Genomic DNA, 20,641 nt, shown 5'->3' on the forward strand with positions numbered 1-20,641 from the left:
ATACTGCGGGGCAGGGGAGGGGGGGCCTCAGCTCGCCTTGGCGCGGAGGCCCTCGTCGGAGGCGGCAGAGGGCACAAGCGCGCGGACAAGTTCCTTGACCGAAAGCACGCCGACGGGCTCCCCATTTTTCACCACGCGGTAGCAGAGGTTCGTATCGCCCTCGGACAGAGCGATGACGCCTTCGAGGTTGTCGTTGTGGTCCACATCGCCGGCCATGGGGCCGCGGGCTTCCGAGAGCGGCTCCATGACCGAGCGGACGCGGAGGACGCGGGCGCGATTGATGTCGGAGATGAAGTCCACGATGTAGGGGTCATTGGGCTTGAGCAGGATCTTCTGCGGCTCGCCCTGCTGGATCACCGCGCCATCCTTGAGGATCACGAGGTGATCGGCGAGTTTCAGCGACTCGTCGAGATCGTGGGTGATGAAGACGATGGTCTTGTGCAACTCTTCCTGCAGTTCGAGCAGAAGGTTTTGCATGTCCGTGCGGATGAGCGGGTCGAGTGCTGAGAAGGCCTCGTCCATCAGCATTACATCCGCATTCGAGGTGAGCGCACGGGCGATCCCGACGCGCTGCTGCATCCCGCCCGAAAGCTGGTGCGGGTGCTGGTCGTCCAGGCCTTCGAGGCCCACACGCGCCAGCCACTTGCGCGCTTCGTCTTCCCAGTCCTTGCGCTCGTATCCGCGCACTTCCAGCGGGGTTCCGGCGTTTTCGAGGATCGTCCGGTGGGGCAGAAGCGCGAATTTCTGGAACACCATCGACATGTTCTCGCGCCGCAACCGGCGAAGCTGTTTCTGGTCGAAGTCGAGGACGTTCTCGCCATTGACCCAGACTTCCCCGGCGGTGGGTTCGATCAGCCGGTTGAGATGGCGGATCAGCGTGGATTTCCCCGAGCCGGAAAGCCCCATGATGACGGTGATCTTGCCCGCCATCATCTCGACGTTGATGTCGCGCAGGCCGAGCACGTGTTCGTGGTTTTCCCAGAGCTCGGCCTTGCCGGTGCCCGCGTGGACATGTTCGAGGGCGCCTTTCGGGTCCGGTCCGAAGATCTTGTAGAGGTGGCGGATCGAGATCTTGATGTCGTCGCTCATGTCCGTTTCCTCACTTCTGGGCGCTGTTGACGCGGGCGAGTGCCGCCTTCGTGGTGCGATCGAGAATGACCGCGAGCAGCACGATGCCGAGGCCGGAGACAAGGCCGACACCGAGTTCGAGGTTGCGGATGCCGCGCAGGACCAGCACGCCGAGGCCCGGCGCCGAGACCAGCGAGGCGATCACGACCATGGCGAGGCTCATCATGATGGTCTGGTTCACGCCCGCCATGATGTTGGGCAGCGCGAGGGGCACCTGCACACCCCAGAGCTTCTGGCGCTGGGTCATGCCGAAGGCGTCTGCGGCCTCGATCACCTGCTTGTCCACCAGCCGGATGCCGAGGTTGGTGAGCCGGATCACGGGGACGATAGCGTAGAGGATGATCGCGATGCCGTAGAGCTTGGGCTCCGTCACCGAGAACAGGAAGATCAGCGGGATCAAGTAGACGAATGTGGGCAGGGTCTGGAGCATGTCCAGGACCGGTATCGACATGCGCTGGAACGTGTCGCTGCGCGACATGGCGATGCCGATGGGCACGCCCAGAAGCACGCATATGAAGGCGCAGACAAAGATGATCGCGAGGGTCTGCATCGCGTAGTCGTAGTAGTCGATGAAGGCGAGCAGGCCGAAACAGGCCGCGACGAAGATCACCAGTGACCACGAGCGGGTGACGATGCGCACGAGGAGCAGGAGGATCGGGATCATCACGAACCACGGCGCCGTCTGGAAGAGCCAGAGCGCGCCCTGCAGGGCCCAACTCAGAGGCTGGGTGATTGGGTCGAGCACGATGCTCAGGCTGTCTTTCACCGAGAGGAAGCCGGCTTCCAGCCCCTTGGTCACGTCGCGGGATTGGGGAAAGTTGGAGCAGGCGTCGTTCAGTGCGTCCATCGAGGGGAAGGGGAGTTCCCAGATCGACGGGGCGGGGGCGTCATCGCTGCTGCTCTGACCCAGAAGGTCGGCCATCGACATCGGGGCCGAGGACTGGCCGGAATCGCACCATTCGCGCAGCCCGAGTGCGTTGAAAACGAAATCATAGGTTGCCATGGACATTCTCCGGGTCGCGCGAGGATCGGTGCGCTCGGCTGAGGGGTCCGGTCGGGGCGGCGCGGCTGTCCCGCACCGCCCCTGCCGAGGGGTTTACTGAAGGATCGCGGCGAGCTTCTCGCGTGCTGCGTCGTTCAGCCAGGAGGACCACTTCTCCTTGTAGGTCGTCAGGTAGTAGACGGCCGCTTCCTCGCCGGAGGCATTGTTCTCGTCCTTCCAGGCCAGGACGGCGTTCATGTCGTCGACGTTGAAGCTGACGTTGGCCAGCATTTCCGCGACTTCCGGCTCGCGCTCGGCGAAGTCCGCGGTCGCGACGGTCAGAACGGGCGCATCGGGGAAGGCAGAGGGCTGCGGGTCCGAATTGCCCTGGTTCTGGTTGGCGGCGTGGGCTTCCTCATTGTAGTCGCCGAGATCGACCGAGACCATGTCGTATTTCCCGAGCAGGGCGGTCGGGGCCCAGTAGTAGCCGAACCAGGGCTCCTCGTTCTCGTAGGCCGAGGCCATGGAGGTCGCCAGCGTTTCGCCCGAGCCGTGGTTGAAGATCTCGATGCCGCTGCCTTCGAGGTCGAAGGCCGGGATCAGGTTGTCGTTGACGATGCGGCAGCCCCAGCCGTCGGGGCAGTTGTTGAACATGCTGCCGACCAGTTCGGGGTTGGCAAGCACGCCCTCGATGGTGGTGAGCTCGGGATGTTCCTCGGCGAGGTAGGAGGGGATCCACCAGCCTTCGACGCCGCCGGGCTCGAGGACACTGCCAAGCTCGACGACCTTGCCCTCTTCCTTGAGCTTCGAATAGGCGTCGCCGGCCGAGTTGATCCAGAGCTCGGAGACGGTATCGGGCTCGTTGTTCTCTGCGAGTGAAGTGACCGCCGGGACGGTGTCGGAGGGCACGATGCTGACGGTGCAGCCATAGCCCTGTTCCATCAGGAACTTCTCGACCTGGGTCACGACCTCGGCAGACGCCCAGTTCATCTCGGCGATGGACACCTCGCCGCAATCGGCCTGGGCCATGGCCGGCAGGGCCACGGCGAGGAAGGGTGCGGCAAGAAATGCTGCATATTTCATTGGAATGCTCCTTCAGGCATTTCGGGAAACTTCACGCGGTCCGGGGCCGAATGGTGGCAACGGAAGCAATGGGAAGAATGCGTCTGGAGGCAGCGACCGGTTCCGCCAGCCGCGGCACACCGGAAGCGGGGCCACGGATAGCAATTGGCAGTGCGTCCGCGAACTTCATCGCGAGCGCGGGATTGAGGACATGGTTGCGCGTCGATCGGCGCGCGGTCGCCCTGAGATATTCTGCTGCCTGCATTTGATTCACGGCCAAACAACTATTGGAGATTTACAGGAAATCCAACCGCCCAATGCCGGATTCCGACATCATTTGTCGTTTTTTGGCAGTCGTGATGAATCGCGAGTATAGAAACGCGCCGCAGTTGAGCGGCGTTCTTCTGGCAGCGAAAGTTGTAATGCCAAGTGGAGGGCGGCCTGAAGAAGCCGTCCACGCTCACCCTGGCGTGGGCGTGCTGGCAAGTTGTTCCCTGTAGGCTTCCAGCCGGGCGCTGGCGTTCATATCCACAAGGATGAGGACGAGGAACATGGCGATGGCGGTTGTCAGGCTTGCCCGCCAGACGGGGCCCTGGAGAAATGGAATAGCCACTGCGCAGAGCGTGATGATCGCGGGGAAGATCCGGAAAACCGCGATGCTGTAGTCGCTCCGTATCTTATCTGCGCGGGCGATCTCGGCGGCGAGGAAACCCGACGGATCAGCGGCGAACGTTGCGGGAATACCGCTCAGTCGTGCTTGGGACGGGAAGAACAGTCCCGCTCCGAGGATCAACAGCAACCCCCCGGCCACCAGCATGGGGATCACGAAGGCCCGCGCCATGTCGGTCGTGCCCAGTTGGCGGAAGCCGAAGCCCGCCAGAAGGAAGATAACGCCGAAGAAGATGAAGGCGGCGGCGGAAAGCATCTCGGCGCGCGCCCAGTCGGAGGAGGCTTTCACGATGTCCATGGCGGTGTCTGTCCTGTCTTGGCCTGGCGCGATGAGTGCATTCACAGCGCCCAGGCCTGCCCCGTGTCCTTTTCCGACCGTTCCCAGAGCCGGGTCATGATCTCCTTGTCATGGGCATGGGGTTCGAGTGTGCCACGGCCTACTGGCCCCACGAATTCCATCCGGCCGGTGGGTCCGTAGAGGGCGCGCGGCTCGAGGCCGTCTTCGGTGGCGCACATGACTTCCGGGTAGGCGCCCTTTTCCGCCGATTGCACAATCGGCGAGAGGGTCATGAGCCGGAACAGGATCCTGGTCATCAGGCCACCGCTCGTGGCAATCAGCGACGTCGCGGAAGAGCCGGGGTGGCAGACATAGACCTCGACATTCCGGCCCGTGGCTTTCACCCGGTCCTGCAATTCGTAGGCGAACATCATCTGCGCCAGCTTGCTCTGGCTATAGGCCGGGTTGGGCTTGTAGCCCGCCTCCCAGTTCATGTCGTCGAAGCGGATGGTGCGCAGCCCCATCTTGTAGCCAAGGCTGGCCACGACCACGATCCGGCCCCGCGATTCCTCGATCCGGTCGAAGAGCAACCCGCAAAGGACGAAATGACCGTAGTGGTTGGTGCCGAGTTGGCTTTCGAAACCATCGACGGTGAGCCTGCGCGTCGGCACCTGGGCGATGGCGGCATTGCAGATCAGCGCATCGATGCGGGGGACGGTTTGCAGAACTTCGCCGGCCGCTTCGCGCACGGACGCCAGTTCGGCCAGATCCATGCGGATGAAGCTCACATCTGCGTCTTCGCCGAATTCCGCCTTCAGTGCCTGTACGGCAGCGGTCGATTTCTCGGTGCTGCGGTTCAGCATCACCACCTTCGCCTGTTTCGACAGAAGGATGCGCGCTGCCTGAAATCCCGCGCCTGCGTTGGCGCCGGTGATGACGAATGTCTTGCCCGCGAGGGAAGCGAGGCGATCCGGCGTCCAGCCTTCTGCGCCGAAACTCGTGTCTGCCATGGGTTTGATCCTTCAAAATTCGGCGGGAAGCCGAGCGATGTTGCTGTCGTGTCGGATGGGTAGATAAGTCTCAGCGTTAGTGCCCGACAGGCGAGATCGTGGCGAATACTTGCCTGATCGTCTCGATACGATTGCCAAGCGTGCCGCACGGACATTATCTCCGGGGCATGAGCAAGCATCAGATCAGACAGATCGTCGAAAGCCGGATATCCCGCGATGGCATGTTCGAAACCGGCATAAGGGGCGTGCAGCTTTTCCGCGCGACCGAAGCGGTGCCCTGTGTTCCGGCGGTCTATGAGCCCTGCGTCATTGCCATCGTGAGCGGTGGCAAGGAAGCCGTGCTGGACGGGGAACGGTATGTCTATGACAGCAGCAGATACATGTGCTGTCCGATGTCCATGCCGGTGGAGGCCGGAACACCCGCGGCATCTGCGGAGAACCCGCTTTTCGGTGTCTATATCGCACTCGATCAGCGCCTGATGACCGAACTGATCCTTGAGATGGAAAATGGTGGTTGTCGGATGCCTTCCCCCGATGGTCGTGCACCCGGCATCCGACTGGCCACCTGGGATGAGGGGTTTCTTGATGCGCTGCTGCGCCTGTTGCGGCTGGGGGCGGACCGGATCGACACGGCGGTGCTCGGTGAGGCGCGTTTGCGCGAGCTGTATTTCGCCATCCTGAAGGGAGAGGCGGGTGCCTTTGCCCGGCGGGCCTTCGCTCCGGGCAATGCCATCGCGCGCTCCATCGCGCATGTTTCGTCAAATCTGGACGAGCCGGTGTCGATTGACGATCTGGCTGCGCGGGCGGGCATGAGCCGGGCCGTGTTTCACCGCAAATTCAAGCAGGCGACGGCGATGTCGCCGATCCAGTTCGTCAAGTCTATGCGACTGAACAAGGCTGCGATGAAGATCGCGGGCGGCATGACCGTGGCCGAGGCCGCCTTGGGCGTGGGCTACGTGAGCGCGTCCCAGTTCAGCCGGGAGTTCAAGCGCATGTACGGCCAGTCACCGCGGCAGTGGAGCGACGTGTATCAGCGGGCGGCTGTCTGAACCCCGCGGCTCCGAGCCCGCGCTGTTCGCGGTTGCCTCGCAAGGCCGGGTTCAGGCTACTGCGCGCAGTGCCTCGGTGGCCGCTGTGCGGATCGCGCGGATGTTTTCGCCGTAGACCTCCGGCATCTCGACCGATCCCCCCTTGAACACGGCGGATCCCGCCACCAGCACATCCGCCCCGGCCTCGGCCACCAGCGGCGCGGTGGTGGGATCGACGCCGCCGTCGATCTCGATGTGGATCGGGCGATCGCCGATCATCTTGCGCAGGGTGCGGACCTTCTCGATCTGGGAGTGGATGAACTTCTGGCCGCCAAAGCCCGGGTTCACGGTCATGACGCAGATGAGATCGACCATGTCGAGCAGGTAGTCGACGGCCTCGGCGGGTGTGCCTGGATTGAGAGCGATGCCGGCCTTGGCGCCATTGGCGCGGATCGCCTGAAGCGTGCGGTGGATATGCGGACCGGCCTCGACATGGGCCGTGATGATGTCCGAGCCCGCTTCGGCGAAGGCTTCGATGTAGGGATCGACCGGCGCGATCATCAGGTGGACATCCATCACCGTGCCGACATGGGGGCGGAAAGCCTTCACCGCGGGGGGGCCGAAGGTGAGGTTCGGGACGAAATGGCCATCCATCACGTCCACATGGACCCAGTCGCACCCCTGGGCCTCGATGGCGCGGATCTCGGTGCCGAAATTCGCGAAATCGGCCGACAGGATGGAGGGCGCGATCTTGATGCTGCGGTCGAAGCTCATGGTCCGGTTTCCTTCTCGGCATCCGGGCCGCGACGGGACGCGCGACTCGGACGGATAACGGCCCCCGTTATCGTTGCCGGCGGCGCTGCGTTCAATGGCCGATCTGCGGATTTGCGCGGGTGAACCTACCCGGTCTGATCAGGAACGCATCCCACCGGCATGCATTGAGAGGGCAGGAGGCAATTGGCATGGATACAAGCGAAATCATCATGCAGGACGCGATGCAGCTTCCCCTGGAGGTCGTGCTGGTGCGTCTTGGGGCCGCGATTCTGTTGGGGGCGGCGATCGGCATCGAACGGGAGGCGCGCTCGCGACCGGCGGGTCTCAGGACGCATATCCTCGTCTGCCTCGCGGCCTGTCTCTTCACGCTGATCGGGACCGAGCTGTTCTTACGGTTCGAGCCGCAGGGGAACATGGACCCGACCCGTATCATCGAGGCGGTGACGAGCGGGGTGGCGTTCCTCGCGGCCGGCACCATCATTCGTGGAGAGAAGGGCGTGCGCGGGCTGACCACCGGGGCGGGCATGTGGATGGCCGGTGCCGTGGGCGTCGCCGCCGGGTCGGGACTTCTCATTCTTGCGGCGCTTTCCACCTGTGCCGCGGTCGTCGTCATCGCGTTGATCAGGCTGGTCGAGCCGTAATGCGGCCTGGCGGTTCGCCGATCTCAGGGCAGCAGGGCTTCGAGGTTTGCCAGTGTATCGGCTTCGGCGGCGGGCTTGTCCCAGCGGATGCGGTGGACACGGGGAAAGCGCATGGCGATGCCCGACTTGTGGCGTTTGGAACGGTTGAGGCCCTCGAAGGCGATCTCGAGCACGAGCTTGGCCTCGACCGAACGGACCGGGCCGAAGCGCTCGCGTGTGTTCTCGCGCACGAAGCGGTCGAGCTGTTTCAGCTCCTCGTCGGTGAAGCCGAAATAGGCCTTGCCCACGGGCACGATCTCCTCGCCGTGCCAAACGCCGAAGGTGTAGTCGGAGTAGTAGCCCGAACGCTTGCCGTGGCCGCGCTGCGCGTAGAGCAGGATGGCATCGACGAGGAACGGATCGCGCTTCCACTTGAACCACGGCCCGCGGGTGCGCCCGGCGATATAGGGCGTGTCGCGACGCTTGATCATCACGCCTTCGACAACGGCGGCGGGGGGTGCGTCGCGGGCAGCGGCAAGTGCGTCCCAGTCAGTGAAGTCGATGAGCGGCGAGAGATCGAAGCGCTGCGGGTTGAGGCCTTTCACGAAAGTTTCGAGGCGGGTGCGGCGCGCGGCCTGGGGCAGGGGGCGCAAATCGTCCGTGCCGTCAATCAGGATGTCGTAGGCCCGCAGCATGACCGGGTGGGAGCGCATGAGCTTCTCGGGCACGGTCTTGCGGTTAAGGCGTTTCTGAAGTTCGGCGAAAGGGGCGACCCCATCGCCTTCGCAGACCAGCAGCTCACCGTCGAGCACGCCCTCGAACTCCATGGCTTCCACCAGATCGGGAAACGCGCCGGAGATGTCCTCGCCGGTGCGCGAATAGATGCGGCGGGTGCCGGCGTCTGAGACTGCCTGCACGCGGATGCCGTCCCATTTCCATTCCGCGAGATGTTCCCCCGGATCGAGCGCGCGCAGCTCGTCGAGGTCGGAAGGGGTTGAAAGCATCACGGGGTAGAAGGGCGCGCGAGCGGCCGAGACCGGCTTCGCGCCGCCCTCGAGCCAGGCGAATAGGTCGAGATAGGGTGGCTCCAGCCCGTGCCAGAGCTCGACGATCTCGGTTAGCGGCTTGTCTCCGAAGCGGGCGAGCGCGGTCTTGGCCAGTTGGGCGGACACGCCCACGCGCATGCCGCCCGTGGCGAGCTTGAGCAGGCCGTAGCGTGCATTCGCAGGCAGGTGATCCATCATTTCGCCAAGAGCGCGGGGCACGTCGAGGCGCGACATGGCCCGAAGGCGCGCGACCGCTTCCGAAAGAGGAATGTCCTCGCCCTCGCGACCGCGCTCGTCGCCGGGCCAGATCAGTGCGATGGTTTCGGCCAGATCGCCCACGTAGTCGTAGGAAAGCGCGAAGAGGGTTTCGTCCACGCGCGCGTTGACCATTTCGCGCAGGCGCGACGGCGTGATGCGGCGCAGTTCCATGCCGCCCGTGAGCGAGGCGATGGCCCAGCCGCGGTCGGGATCGGGTGTGGCGCGGAGGTAATCCTCGATCAGCTTGAGCTTGTCATTGCGCGCGGGCGTGAAACTCAGCCGATCGAGGAGGGTGGCGTAGGCGCGCATCACTCGGGTTCCTCCTCGTAGCCCACAAGGTTGAGCGGGCGGGATTCAAGGCCTTCGGATTTGCACCAGTGGACGAGCGCCTCCTCGGCGCCGTGGGTGACCCAGACCTCGCTCGCGCCGGTTTCGCGGATGGTGTCCTGAAGCTGGGGCCAGTCGGCATGGTCGGAAACCACGAGCGGAAGCTCGGTCATGCGCTGGCGGGCCCGGGCGCGGATCTGCATCCATCCGCTGGCGAAGGCGAGCAGGGGGTCGGAAAAACGTTGTGCCCATTTCGCTGCCATGGCCGAGGGGGGCGCCAGGATGATTTCGCCCGCGAACCCGTCTGTGGCGTGTTCAAGGGTTGCGGGGAGGAGGTCTCCCAGCGGGATGCCCTGCTCGATATGATAGTCGCAAAGTCGTTGCAGCGCGCCGTGGACGCGGATCGGGCGATCATATCCCGCTTCGCGCAGGAGCATGATGACGCGCTGTGCCTTGCCGAGTGCGTAGGCGCCGACGATGTGTGCGCGTTCCGGGAACTGTTCGAGGCTGGCGAGCAGGCGGGCGATCTGCCCTTGCGGGTCTGGGTGGCGGAAAACGGGCAGGCCGAACGTGGCCTCGGTGATGAAGATGTCGCAGGCGACGGGTTCAAAGGGGGCGCAGGCAGGGTTGGGCGTGCGGGTGTAGTCGCCCGACACCACAAGGCGGGTACCGTCGCCCTCGATCAGGATCTGGGCCGAGCCCAGCACGTGGCCCGCGGGGTGGAAGCTGACTGCAACGCCGCCGATCTGCGTTCGGCCTTCTGCGACCTGGGTGGTTGCCGCGAAATCCTCTCCGTAGCGGATCGCCATTATCTCGAGCGTCTGACGGGTTGCGAGCACCGAGCCGTGGCCCGCACGGGCGTGGTCCCCGTGGCCATGAGTGATGAGGGCCCGCGCAACCGGGCGTACCGGGTCGATATGGAAATTCCCGGCGGGGCAGTAGAGCCCCTCGGGGGTGGGGTGGACCAGATACGTTGCCATGGCTGGAAAGGATAGTCGGATGGCCCGCGCAATCCAGTCCCGTGCGCTTAAGCCTCAGAAGTCGAGGCCGATATCGAGCGTGCGCGCGGAATGGGTCAGTGCGCCGACCGAAATATAGTCGACGCCCGTGCGCGCAACCTCCGCCACCCGCTCGACGCGCATGTTGCCCGAGGCTTCGGTGAGCATCCGGCTGTCGACCATTTCCACGGCGCGGCGAATTGTGCGGGTGTCCATGTTGTCGAGCAGCACAACATCGGCGCCCCCGGCCGCGATGACCTCCTCGAGCTGTTCGAGCGTGTCGACTTCGATCTCGATGCGCAGCATGTGAGAGGCCACCGCGTGGGCGGCGGTGAGCACCTGGCTGACTCCGCCCGCGGCGGCGATGTGGTTGTCCTTGATCAGGATCGCATCGGCCAGGCTGTAGCGATGGGGATGGCCGCCGCCGTGGATCACGGCGAGTTTCTCGATGACCCGGAGCCCCGGTGTGGTCTTGCGGGTGCAGGCGATGCGCGCCTCGGTGCCCGCGGTTTCCGCGACGAAGGCGGACGTCATGGTCGCGATGCCCGCCATCCGGCCCGCGAAGTTCAGCGCCACGCGTTCGGCGAGGAGCAGGGAATGCGCACGGCCTTCGATCTCCATGAGCAGGTCGCCTGGCCCGCAGGCGTCGCCATCGTGCAGGACCGGGCGGATCTGCATCTCGGCATCGACCATGCGGAAGGTGAGTGCAGCGATCTGCATGCCAGAGACGACGCCGGCTTCGCGTGCCACGATACGTGCCTTCCAGTGCGTCTCATGCGGCACCACGGAACGAGAGGTGACGTCGCCCGACAGGCCGAAATCCTCCGCAAGCGCGGTTTTCACAAGCGGTTCCAACATCAGGTCCGGCAGGGTGTTGTAGGCGGTTCTCATGTAGTCTCCCGGGCCAGCCGCTCGCGCAGGTCGCGCGCTTCCGCATAGGTGAGCCGGCTGCGGTTCGCAAGTTCGGGGCGGGGGTCGGGAAAATCCTCCCGGAAATGCCCGCCGCGGGATTCCTCGCGCTTGAGGGCTGCCGCCGCGATGAGGGTGGCGGTTGCCGTCATGTTGAGGAAGGTGGGGCAGTCGGGGCCGTATTCCGCCTCGAGCCGGGCAATCCCGGTGAGCGCCGTGGTCAGGCCATCCACGTTGCGCACCACTCCGACATGGTCGGTCATGATCTTTCGCAGAGCGGCCACGGCATCCGGGTCGGGCTGGTTGCCGGTGCCTTGGAAACCGGGTGCGATTTCGGCCTCCGACCCGGCGGGCGGACAGCTTGCGGCGATGTCTCTGGCGCAGAAATCCGCATAGGCCAGCGCTTCGAGCAACCCGTTGGAGGCAAGACGGTTGGCGCCATGAAGCCCGGTGGAGCTGGCTTCCCCGCAGACCCAGAGACCGGCGAGGTTCGAGCGGCCTTCCGAGCCGACCTCGACGCCGCCCATGTGGTAGTGCGCCGCGGCTGCAACCGGGATCGCGCCGTGCACCGGGTCGAGCCCTGCACGGATGCAGGATTCGGTCACGGCCGGGAACTCGGCAAGAATGCGTGAGCCGAGCGCTGCGCGCGTGTCGAGCATGGGCCGGAGGCCTGCCTGCCGCTGGGCATAGATGGCCCGTGCGACGATATCGCGCGGCGCCAGTTCGGCATCCGGATGGATCGCGCGCATGAAGCGCTCGCCATGCTTGTTGATCAGAACGGCGCCCTCACCGCGCAGGGCCTCGGTGGCGAGCGGTGCGGGGTCTTCGCCCGTGTCGATGGCGGTGGGGTGAAACTGGACGAATTCCGCATCGGCGATCACGGCACCGGCGCGCGCCGCCATACCGATTACCTGGCCGCGGATCCGGGGCGGATTGGTGGTGACGGAATAGAGCCCGCCCGAGCCGCCACCGGCGAGCAGGATCGCGGGGCCACTGAGGATCACAGGCGCGGATCCGACGGGTCCCGAGGACATGATCCGCAGGCCAGTCGTGCGGCCTTCGGCGGTTTCGAGGCCGATGGCCATCGCCCCTTCGAGCACCTGGATGGAGGGCGTTGTGCGCACCTCCGAAATCAGCGCCTGCATGATCTCGCGCCCGGCCTGGTCGCCGCGCACGCGAACGACCCGCGCGAAGCTGTGCGCTGCCTCGCGGGAGAGGACGTAGCCGCCCTCCTTTGTCCGGTCGAAGGGCGCGCCGAGCTTCGTCAGGTCGAGAATGTGCTGCCGGGCGACTTCGGTGACGCGCAGGGCGACGGCGTGATCCACGATGCCCGCGCCGGCGATTTCGGTGTCCTTCGCGTGGCTTTCGGCGGTATCGGCCCGGTCCATCGCTGCCGCGACCCCGCCCTGGGCCCAGGCGGAGCTCGCGCCCGCGCCGAGGGTTTCGGGCGAGATCACCACGACCGGACGTGGAGCGAGTTTCAGGGCGGCATAGAGCGCGCCCAGGCCCGCGCCGACGATCACGATGCGGCCAGTTTCGATACGCGGAATGCTCACAAGATGAGACCGGTCAGCGGGCCAGGCTGCGGGACAGCTCGATCATGCGCTCGATGGAGACCCGCGCCTTGTCGGCCACGGCCTTCTCGACCACGACTTCCTCGCTCATGCTGTGCAGCGAGTAGAGGATCTTCTCGAGCGTGATCTTCTTCATGTAGGGGCACATGTTGCAGGGCTTGGCGAACTCGACCTCCGGCAGTTCGTCGGAGATGTTCGACGCCATGGAGCATTCGGTGACGAGCATCGCCTTCTGCGGCTTGTGCTTGTGGATCCAGTCGACGATGCCGCTGGTCGAGCCGGTGAAATCGGCCTCCGCAACGACTTCCGGCGTGCATTCTGGATGGGCGATGATCTTGGTGTCGGGCTCGAACTCGCGATAGGCGCGCAAATCCTCGGCGGTGTAGAGTTCGTGCACGATGCAGGAGCCGGGCCAGAACACGACCTTCTTGGAGGACTGATTGGCGACGTTCTGGGCCAGATACTGGTCCGGGGTCATGATGACCGTGTCGCTTTCCTGCGCCTCGACGATCTGGAGCGCGTTGGCCGAGGTGCAGCAGATATCGGAGGCGGCCTTCACCTCGGCGGTGGTGTTCACGTAGCTCACGACTGGCGCGCCGGGGTATTTCGCGCGCATTTCCTCGACACCTTCGGCGGTGATCGATTCGGCCAGCGAGCAGCCCGCTTCCATGTCCGGGATCAGCACCGTCTTGGACGGATTGAGGATCTTGGAGGTTTCGGCCATGAAGTGCACGCCGCACTGCACGATCACGTCCGAGGTCACTTCGGTGGCCTTGATCGCGAGCTGGAGGCTGTCGCCCACGTAGTCCGCGATGCCGTGGTAGATCTCCGGCGTCATGTAATTATGCGCCAGAATGAAGGCGTTGCGCTCTTTCTTGAGCCGGTTGATCTCGATGACATAGGGCGCATAGATCGCCCAGTCCGCCGGAGAGACCACGCGCTCGGTCCGGGCATAGATATCCTTCGTCGCTTCGGCTTTTTCGAGCGAAGGTTCGAGGTCGTAGTGTTCCGCAAGAGCAGATCTACACAGGGCCGTATCGAACAAGTGTTCCTCCATCCCACCAGAGAGGCAGCGTTCTAAGACGAATGGGCGATGCAATCTACCAAATAAGCACGAGTTGCCCCGGTTTTCAGGCCTATGGGCAGTTTTTGGCCCGCAATACTTGGATCGGGCCCGGCAAGTCAGCTCGCCGCGTTTGGGCCAAAAGGGGGGCGTTCGTCAAGCATCGGCTTGTACGAGCGCCTGCGGAAGGCAGGAAAGCCCCTACGAATGCCCGGCTCACAACTGCGCCGGAGCACACATATAGGTGATGTTGCATGCGCGCGTTCAGGCTCCATAACTTCCCATATGTGAATATAACTGTCACGGGTCGAAGTTGATGGCGGTTGCTCCGGAACAGGCAAAAACAGGCAGGAAAACGGCTGCGTTAGTCATTTCGACATATGGGGGGGTGATTGTGTGAACCATCAGGGGCGGGGCGCAAAATGCGCCCGCTCCTGCATTCCGGGCGGCGTTTTCGTTCGGGTGCGAATTCACGGCGAGATCCGGTCGGCGTGCCTCGGTGGCTGCGTTAGCGGGGTCGGTGCCGAAGGAGGACGAGCAGTGAACCAGAGCTTGATGGGAGCGGTGCGGCGCGTGAGTTCCGCGCTGCGTGTGCGTATCCCCGGACTGGGTGCGAGCAGCCCTGATTGTCACAAACCGGATGAGCGGAATGGCGGCGTGCGGGTCGAGGAAGCCAAGCGTGAGCCGTTCGGGTTTGCTGAAGATGCAAGCGACTGGGCACCGCCGCCCAAGGATACCCGGCGTTCGACAGAGGATTCTCCAAGCCCGCAGAAATCGTTGCGTGAAACCGTACGGCTTCTGCGCGACGCCAACCGGCATCTCGAGCCACGGGAGCGGTTGCGCAACCCGGAGCAACGCGCTCGGAAAGTACCGCTTGACGTGCCGGAGGGTGCTGGGTTTCACGAGCGGAGTTTCTCCTGCGATGCGGGTTCGAGGGACTACCGGCTGTTTGTGCCATCCCTCGTCGAGCGCCCTGCACAGGGTCTCTTGGTCATGCTTCACGGTTGTACGCAGACACCGGAGGATTTCGCCGCCGGGACGGGCATGAACGCCCTTGCCGAAGCGGCGGGTTTCATTGTCGCCTATCCCAAGCAGACCGGCCAGCACAGCGCGATGCAATGCTGGAACTGGTATCGTCACGGCGACCAGCGGCGCGGCGCAGGTGAGCCCGCCATCCTCGCGGGGCTCGCCACGTCCCTAATGGAGGAGTTCGACCTGCCCGAGGGACGCTCCTTTGCCGCGGGTCTCTCTGCGGGCGGAGCAATGGCTGCCGTTCTGGCGGAAGCCTATTCGGATGTTTTCGCGGCGGTCGGTATCCATTCGGGCGTGGCTCCGGGTACGGCCCGCGACGTAATCAGCGCCTTTTCCGCGATGCGAGGCGAGTTCTACAACGGTGTTCACTGGCGGTTGCAGGCAGAGGGCGCACCGGCGCCGCGCGTCATCGTGTTCCACGGCAAGGCGGACCGAATGGTCAATCCCGCAAATGCGCGGCGGATCGTGGGCGCAGCGCGGGGCCTGCATCCCGAGGGGCGCGCCATGATGGAGACCGGAACCGGACCTGGCGACCGTGGCTTCGAACGCCTGTTGCAGACCTCTTCCGATGGCACGCCGCTCGTGGAAGCCTGGATCGTCGAGGGGCTCGGCCATGCCTGGTCGGGCGGTTCGCCGGACGCCTCCTATACCGATGCGATCGGTCCCGATGCCTCCCGCGAGATGCTCCGGTTCTTCCTAGGCGCGCGCGATGTGTCGTGATCCTGGCCTGAATTACAGGGCTCGGACAGAACGTTCGCCGGGCCGCGGCGTTCCCTTTCCCGGACGGATGAGCTATGTTTGACATTCCCAATTCCGCGCGAGGTATGCGGCCATTCGACCGACGGGCCCTTCGATCACCCATTCGAACACGGCCGCGATGACGGGCGTGAACCGATCGGATGTGTCGGGACAGCGCGCGGCGCTCGAAGCGGAGGTTTCCGCGCGGATGGGGCTTGTTCCGAACTTCTTCCGGCCCGATCAGGTGGCATTCGAACCGGTTTCGGGGATGTGGGATTTCGCGAAGAAGGCCTATCTTGACAACCCCCTGCCGGCCCTCTTCAAGGAGCGGCTTTTCGTTCATCTCTCGCGATTCTGCCGGGCGCGTTACTGCATCGTGCGCCATGTGGGCTTTCTGGTTGGAGAGGGGAACGTGGCCGGGACACCCGATGTCCCCGCACAGAGCGTGGACGAGGTGATCAAGCTTCTGCAGTATCCCGTTCTGCCTGAGGAAGATGGCCTCTCGGCCATTGTCGCGCGGGTCGAAGCCCGGCCGGGTGCGGGTGCGCCGTTGGCTGGATCGGGGCTAGAACGCGACGTGTTCGCGCTTGCCGCGCTCCTTTTTGTCGAGCCCCTCATGGCCGAGAGGGCTCGGAAGGCGCTCGACACCTTCCTGGGGTCCATGTTGCTCGAGCGTCTGCTGGCGTTTCTCGCCTTCGTGCGGACGGCGCACTACTGGACGCTGACCCACCCCTCGATCCGGCCGGAAGCCGATATGGCCACATTCCTCGACCGTCACGAGGCCCTTGCCGATCTGGTGCTGTCCGACGAAGCCGTCGCGGCGACGGAGACCGGTCAGCACCTCCTGGAGGAGCTGAGACAGTTGCGGGCGGAGCGCGACGAGCGGGCCGAATTGCGCCGCGCCCTGGCCGAGAGGGACGAGGCGCTGGAGCGACAGGAACTTCTGATCGACGAATTGAACCACCGGGTGAAGAATACGCTCTCGGTCGTGCAGTCCATGACCGAACTCACGCTCAAGCAGGCCCATGTTTCGAAGGACATGAGAGACGGGTTGACCGGTCGGCTCGGAGCGATTGCCCGCGCCCATGATCTGCTCACTCAGGAGTACTGGGGGGCCGTGGCCCTGGACCGGGTCGTGCGGGAAACGCTGGAACCCTTCCGCTCTTGTGCCGTTACGATCGAGACCGCCGGTCCTGCAGTTCCTCTCCGCGCAAAGACAGCCGTGGCGCTGGCGATGGCGCTGCACGAGCTCGCAACCAATGCGGCGAAGTATGGGGCGCTTTCCGTGGCGGGCGGTCGGGTCGAAGTCGTTTGGAGTATGGATGAGTACTGTGTCGATCATGCGAAGCAATTCCGGTTCACATGGACGGAAGCGGGTGGGCCGGCCGTGGCTCTGCCTTCGAGGCGCGGGTTCGGGTCGATGCTGATCGAGCGATCGCTTTCCGCCGAATTGCGGGGCACCGCGGAGTTGCGCTTTGAAGCCGCGGGCCTTGTGTGTTCAATCGAGGCCCCATTGCCGCAGGACACGGAAGCTGGTGCGGAGGTCTGGGGAGTGGCCCCGGCGGACCACGGCGCCGCGCGCGGCGGAGGTGATGCCGGCCGCGAGGGGACGGATTGATGCCGGGACAACGCGTGCTTGTCGTGGAAGACGAATACCTGATCGCGGTCAATACCGAGGACATGCTGACGGACCTGGGATATCGGGTCGTTGGTCCGGCTCTGACGTTGAAGGACGGGCTGAAGGCGGCCGAACGCGGCGGTTTCGATGTAGCCCTTCTCGACGTGAACCTAACCGAGGGCACCTCGCGTCCGATAGCGGAGATGCTTCGGGAGAGGGGCGTGCCATTCGCCTACGTGACGGGCTACGGGTCGTCGGTCAGCCGGCGGAATTTTCCGCCTGCGCCAAGCTTTACGAAGCCCATCAATGCTCGTGGCCTCGCGTCGGCGCTCAGGATGCTGCTTGTCCCGCAGATGAGCACCGAAAAGCCGCAAGGGTCCGAGTAGCGAGCGCGCCGTTCAGAAATCGGTCCAGTCCTCGTCGTCCAGCGCCAGCGCGGATGAACCCTGAACCTGGGGTTTCGGCGCCGCCGGAGCGGTCGAGAGGCGGGTCGTGCGCGGAGTGATGGACGACACGATCGGTACGGGTGCCTGAGATCTCGTGGAGAACTGCGAGACCAGCCCCGCCAGTGCCTGAGCTTCCCCGTTCATCACATGCGCCGAGGAGGTCGATCTCTCGACCATTTCCGCGTTTTCCTGGGTGACGTGGTCGAGCTGGTTCACGGCGGCATTGATCTCTGCAAGACCCTGGGACTGCTCGCGGGAGGAACGGGCCATTTCGGATACCATGTTTGTCATGGTGACGACGGATTCCAGGATGGAACTGAGCGATGCTCCGGTCCGGCGCACGAGATCGACACCGTGTTTCACCTGTTGCGAGCTGTTCGAGATCAATTCGGTGATTTCCTTTGCCGCCTCGGATGAGCGCTGCGCCAGGGCACGAACCTCTGCGGCGACGACGGCGAAGCCGCGGCCGGCTTCACCTGCACGCGCAGCTTCGACACCGGCATTGAGGGCGAGCAGGTTTGTCTGGAAGGCGATTTCCTCGATAACCCCGATGATCTGGCCGATCTGTTTTGAAGAGGCCTCGATTTCGCCCATGGCCGCAACGGCCTCACCGACAACCGAGCCTCCGGCCTCTGCGCGGCCACGGGTTGCCTCGACCTCGGAATTGGCACGCTCGGCGTTCTCGCTCGCGGCTCTGACGCTCGACGTCAGTTCCTCGAGCGATGCGGCGGTTTCTTCCAGCGCCGCCGCCTGGTTCTCGGTGCGTTCCGACAGCGCGTCCGCCGAGAGCGCGATCTGGTCCGAGCTGGTTCCGATTGTCTGGGAGGCCGTGGTGACGGCGGCGATGACATCTTCGAGTGTCTGCATGGCGCGGTTGAAGTCGCTGCGGATGCGATCGTTCTCCGCGCAGAAATGTGTCTCTATGCGGGTGGTAAGATCGCCGCGTGATACGGACGACAGCGCGGTGGTGAGGCTTTCCACGATCTTCGCCCGCTCACCGCGCTGCGCCTGCTGTTCCGCCTCGAGAAGGTGGCGGCGTTCTTCCTCCACGGTGATGTCGGCGGCAATCTTGACGACCCGCTCGACCTTGCTGTCCTTCCCGCGGATCGGCGTGTAGGCGCCCCGGAGATAGACGGCGCGGCCGCCCTTTCCAACGCGCTCGAAAACACCGGCCACATCGGCACTGCCTTTTCCGAGATTGCACCACATATCCCGATATTCGGCGCTCTCGGCGAATTCCTTCGTGGTGAACATAGAATGGTGCTGGCCGATCACTTCATCCGGCGCATATCCCATCACGTCGAAGAAGACGTCGTTGGCCTCAAGTATATTGCCAGCGGGATCGAATTCGATGATCCCCTGCCGTGCGCCAATTCCCTCGACGATCGCCGATTGCCGGGCGTTCTTCTTGGCGAGAGCTCGGCGCTCCTCTTCTCTTTCGGTGGCATCGTCGACGATCAGAACAACGCGTTCGAGCTTGCTGTTGTCCCCCATCACCGGGTTGTAGGACCCTTGGACATAGAAGATCCTGTTTTCCTTGCCGAAACCCTTGAACACTCCGGAAATAGCTTGGCCGTTTTCGAGTTTTTCCCAGAACTCCTGATATTCCGGGGAACCGGCGGTGCTGTCCTCGATGAAGATCCGATGCGGTTGGCCGATCAGTTCATTGAGGGTATAGCCGGTAAGGTGCTGGATATTGGTGTTGGCGCGGATCACCACCTGCGAAGCGTCGAACTCGATGATTCCCTGACTTTGCCCGATTGCCGAGATCGTGTCCCTCTGTCGCTTCACTTCCGCGTCGCGTTTCTGGAGGCTGTCTCGCAGTTCGGCAAACGAACGCGCCATCGACCCGATCTCGTCTCCGCGGGTGAGCACCGGCACCTGCATATCGTAGCGCTCCTCACGCACATGGGCCATTGCGTCACTGAGCGCCGCGAGGGGGCGGGTGATATAGCGCGCCGCCGCAACGGCGACTGCGGCGACAAGCAGGACCGAAATCAGAAGGTCATCCCAGATACGGGCTAGCTGCGCGAGGCCGCTTCTGATGGTCGGGTTTTCCACTTCGCTCCGCGGATTTTGGCTTGCGTTCGAAGTGGGGTTTTCGAGAGACTGGACCTGAAGGTTGCGGATAGCCTCAAGCTGCTGTTGTGCTTCGGTCTGCAGGATTGCCTGCGTATCCCTGACCACAAGAAGCCCGGCGATCAGTGCGGATGCGCCTGCGAGACTGACGATAAGGACCGGCAGGACGAATGCGATCTTCAGGTTCTTGAGCAGGCTCATCACAGATCACGCAAATCTAACGGGCGGCGTTTTTTGGGAAGAGCAGCTATGGAGACAACGCACACCGCTGCACTTGGCGGAAAATCTGTCCATGATTTCTGATCCCCCGACGAGCAGCTTCAAAGCGGTCGAATTTCAGGAAGCCGAGCCATTCCCGAGCTGGCCTTGAATGTTGAATCTCTCAAAAGTGTGAAGGGAGGCTTAATCCTACAGTTCAGGTATGGAGTATTTGAAATTGTCTTGTCGCGTTTTCACGGCCTTAAGGTTGATATCCCGCGAGATCGCGTAAATTATATATTTTTCAGTATTTTGTCTCGCATCCGCATAGGCGCGATGCTTGTCGGGATCAGGCCGGTGCCCGCTGAATCATCAGGTTCTCGTAGTGGCTGCGCAAGGCCTGTGAGATGGGCGCGGGTTTCCGGGTATGAATATCCATCAAGACCACGACGCTGTCTGCCATGGCTGCGCAGACGCCTGCGCAGTGGATCGATTGCCGCAGTGCGACCGAAGAGGTTCCTATCCGCATCACGCCTGTGCCGATCTCCGCATCCCCCGGCCAGTGCATTTCGCGGCGGAAGTCGATTGCGAGGCGGACAAGGGCGAATTGCTTGCCTTCGCCCTCGAGCGTTTCGAGCTGGTCGCGGAAGATTTCCATCCGGCCGGCCTCGCAGAGTGCGGCGAATACGGTGTTGTTGATGTGCCCCTGCCGGTCTGTATCGCAATAGCGCAACCGCTCGGTCACGCGGGCGGCAAAGGCGTCAAGCGGCAGTTCCGGGATGCGGTCTGACATGCGGGGTCACTC

18 protein-coding genes are annotated in these 20,641 nt (G+C 63.9%); 5 read left to right on the top strand and 13 right to left on the bottom strand.

Features of this window, described 5'->3' with window-relative positions:
- Window positions 1-27 precede the first annotated feature (27 nt).
- From ACP15W_RS18955 to ACP15W_RS18975, 5 genes are all read right to left on the bottom strand, one after another.
- Window positions 28-1,089: an ATP-binding cassette domain-containing protein gene (locus ACP15W_RS18955; protein ID WP_424934513.1), complete on the bottom strand. Its 1,062-nt coding sequence runs from the start codon at window positions 1,087-1,089 to the stop codon at window positions 28-30.
- A 10-nt stretch (window positions 1,090-1,099) separates the two neighbouring features.
- Window positions 1,100-2,131: an ABC transporter permease gene (locus tag ACP15W_RS18960; protein WP_424934514.1), complete on the bottom strand. Its 1,032-nt coding sequence runs from the start codon at window positions 2,129-2,131 to the stop codon at window positions 1,100-1,102.
- A 93-nt stretch (window positions 2,132-2,224) separates the two neighbouring features.
- Window positions 2,225-3,193 carry an ABC transporter substrate-binding protein gene (locus ACP15W_RS18965; RefSeq protein ID WP_424934515.1) on the bottom strand — a complete coding sequence of 323 codons (969 nt, stop codon included), beginning with the start codon at window positions 3,191-3,193 and terminating at the stop codon, window positions 2,225-2,227.
- A 439-nt stretch (window positions 3,194-3,632) separates the two neighbouring features.
- A complete protein-coding gene (locus tag ACP15W_RS18970; protein WP_424934516.1) occupies window positions 3,633-4,139 on the bottom strand; it encodes a hypothetical protein in 507 nt (168 codons plus the stop codon).
- Between the two features lie 41 nt (window positions 4,140-4,180).
- Complete coding sequence (locus tag ACP15W_RS18975) at window positions 4,181-5,128, bottom strand: SDR family oxidoreductase (protein ID WP_424934517.1); 948 nt, start codon at window positions 5,126-5,128, stop codon at window positions 4,181-4,183.
- 167 nt (window positions 5,129-5,295) lie between these two features.
- Here ACP15W_RS18975 and ACP15W_RS18980 point away from each other — a divergent pair, with 167 nt between their 5' ends.
- Window positions 5,296-6,177 carry an AraC family transcriptional regulator N-terminal domain-containing protein gene (locus tag ACP15W_RS18980; protein WP_424934518.1) on the top strand — a complete coding sequence of 294 codons (882 nt, stop codon included), beginning with the start codon at window positions 5,296-5,298 and terminating at the stop codon, window positions 6,175-6,177.
- 51 nt (window positions 6,178-6,228) lie between these two features.
- On the opposite strand, the gene rpe is transcribed toward ACP15W_RS18980, so the two are convergent.
- Window positions 6,229-6,930, bottom strand: coding sequence for a ribulose-phosphate 3-epimerase (gene rpe, locus ACP15W_RS18985; RefSeq protein WP_424934519.1), 702 nt, complete (start codon window positions 6,928-6,930; stop codon window positions 6,229-6,231).
- 188 nt (window positions 6,931-7,118) lie between these two features.
- On the opposite strand from rpe, the gene ACP15W_RS18990 reads away from it, so the two are divergent.
- Window positions 7,119-7,571 (top strand): MgtC/SapB family protein, encoded by a 453-nt coding sequence (locus ACP15W_RS18990; protein WP_424934520.1) that lies wholly within the window; start codon window positions 7,119-7,121, stop codon window positions 7,569-7,571.
- 23 nt (window positions 7,572-7,594) lie between these two features.
- On the opposite strand, the gene ACP15W_RS18995 is transcribed toward ACP15W_RS18990, so the two are convergent.
- From ACP15W_RS18995 to nadA, 5 genes are read right to left on the bottom strand one after another with little or no spacing between them, the layout of a single operon-like run.
- A complete protein-coding gene (locus ACP15W_RS18995) occupies window positions 7,595-9,163 on the bottom strand; it encodes a cisplatin damage response ATP-dependent DNA ligase (RefSeq protein WP_424934521.1) in 1,569 nt (522 codons plus the stop codon).
- Window positions 9,163-10,161: a ligase-associated DNA damage response exonuclease gene (locus ACP15W_RS19000; protein WP_424934522.1), complete on the bottom strand. Its 999-nt coding sequence runs from the start codon at window positions 10,159-10,161 to the stop codon at window positions 9,163-9,165. The genes ACP15W_RS18995 and ACP15W_RS19000 overlap by 1 nt, the downstream gene beginning before the upstream one ends.
- 54 nt (window positions 10,162-10,215) lie before the next feature.
- Complete coding sequence (nadC, locus tag ACP15W_RS19005) at window positions 10,216-11,070, bottom strand: carboxylating nicotinate-nucleotide diphosphorylase (RefSeq protein ID WP_424934523.1); 855 nt, start codon at window positions 11,068-11,070, stop codon at window positions 10,216-10,218.
- Window positions 11,067-12,638 carry an L-aspartate oxidase gene (locus tag ACP15W_RS19010; protein ID WP_424934629.1) on the bottom strand — a complete coding sequence of 524 codons (1,572 nt, stop codon included), beginning with the start codon at window positions 12,636-12,638 and terminating at the stop codon, window positions 11,067-11,069. Before ACP15W_RS19010 ends, nadC begins: the two co-directional genes overlap by 4 nt.
- Before the next feature lie 19 nt (window positions 12,639-12,657).
- On the bottom strand, window positions 12,658-13,719 hold the full coding sequence (gene nadA, locus ACP15W_RS19015) for a quinolinate synthase NadA (RefSeq protein ID WP_424934524.1): 1,062 nt from the start codon (window positions 13,717-13,719) through the stop codon (window positions 12,658-12,660).
- A 546-nt stretch (window positions 13,720-14,265) separates the two neighbouring features.
- On the opposite strand from nadA, the gene ACP15W_RS19020 reads away from it, so the two are divergent.
- The 3 genes from ACP15W_RS19020 to ACP15W_RS19030 all read left to right on the top strand — a co-directional run bounded on the left by ACP15W_RS19020 (window position 14,266) and on the right by ACP15W_RS19030 (window position 17,499).
- Entirely contained in the window at window positions 14,266-15,477 is a 1,212-nt protein-coding gene (locus ACP15W_RS19020) for an alpha/beta hydrolase family esterase (RefSeq protein WP_424934525.1), read from the top strand.
- 166 nt (window positions 15,478-15,643) lie between these two features.
- Window positions 15,644-17,113: a sensor histidine kinase gene (locus ACP15W_RS19025; RefSeq protein WP_424934526.1), complete on the top strand. Its 1,470-nt coding sequence runs from the start codon at window positions 15,644-15,646 to the stop codon at window positions 17,111-17,113.
- Window positions 17,113-17,499, top strand: a complete 387-nt coding sequence (locus tag ACP15W_RS19030) for a response regulator (RefSeq protein ID WP_424934527.1) — start codon at window positions 17,113-17,115, stop codon at window positions 17,497-17,499. The genes ACP15W_RS19025 and ACP15W_RS19030 overlap by 1 nt, the downstream gene beginning before the upstream one ends.
- A gap of 12 nt (window positions 17,500-17,511) precedes the next feature.
- Here the strand turns inward: ACP15W_RS19030 and ACP15W_RS19035 are convergent, their stop codons facing one another.
- Entirely contained in the window at window positions 17,512-19,839 is a 2,328-nt protein-coding gene (locus ACP15W_RS19035) for a methyl-accepting chemotaxis protein (RefSeq protein ID WP_424934528.1), read from the bottom strand.
- 346 nt (window positions 19,840-20,185) lie between these two features.
- Window positions 20,186-20,629, bottom strand: coding sequence for an acyl-CoA thioesterase (locus ACP15W_RS19040; RefSeq protein WP_424934529.1), 444 nt, complete (start codon window positions 20,627-20,629; stop codon window positions 20,186-20,188).
- Window positions 20,630-20,641: the final 12 nt, after the last annotated feature.

The organism is Amaricoccus macauensis (genome assembly GCF_049800915.1).
In the GTDB taxonomy this organism is placed as follows: Bacteria; Pseudomonadota; Alphaproteobacteria; order Rhodobacterales; family Rhodobacteraceae; genus Amaricoccus; species Amaricoccus macauensis_A.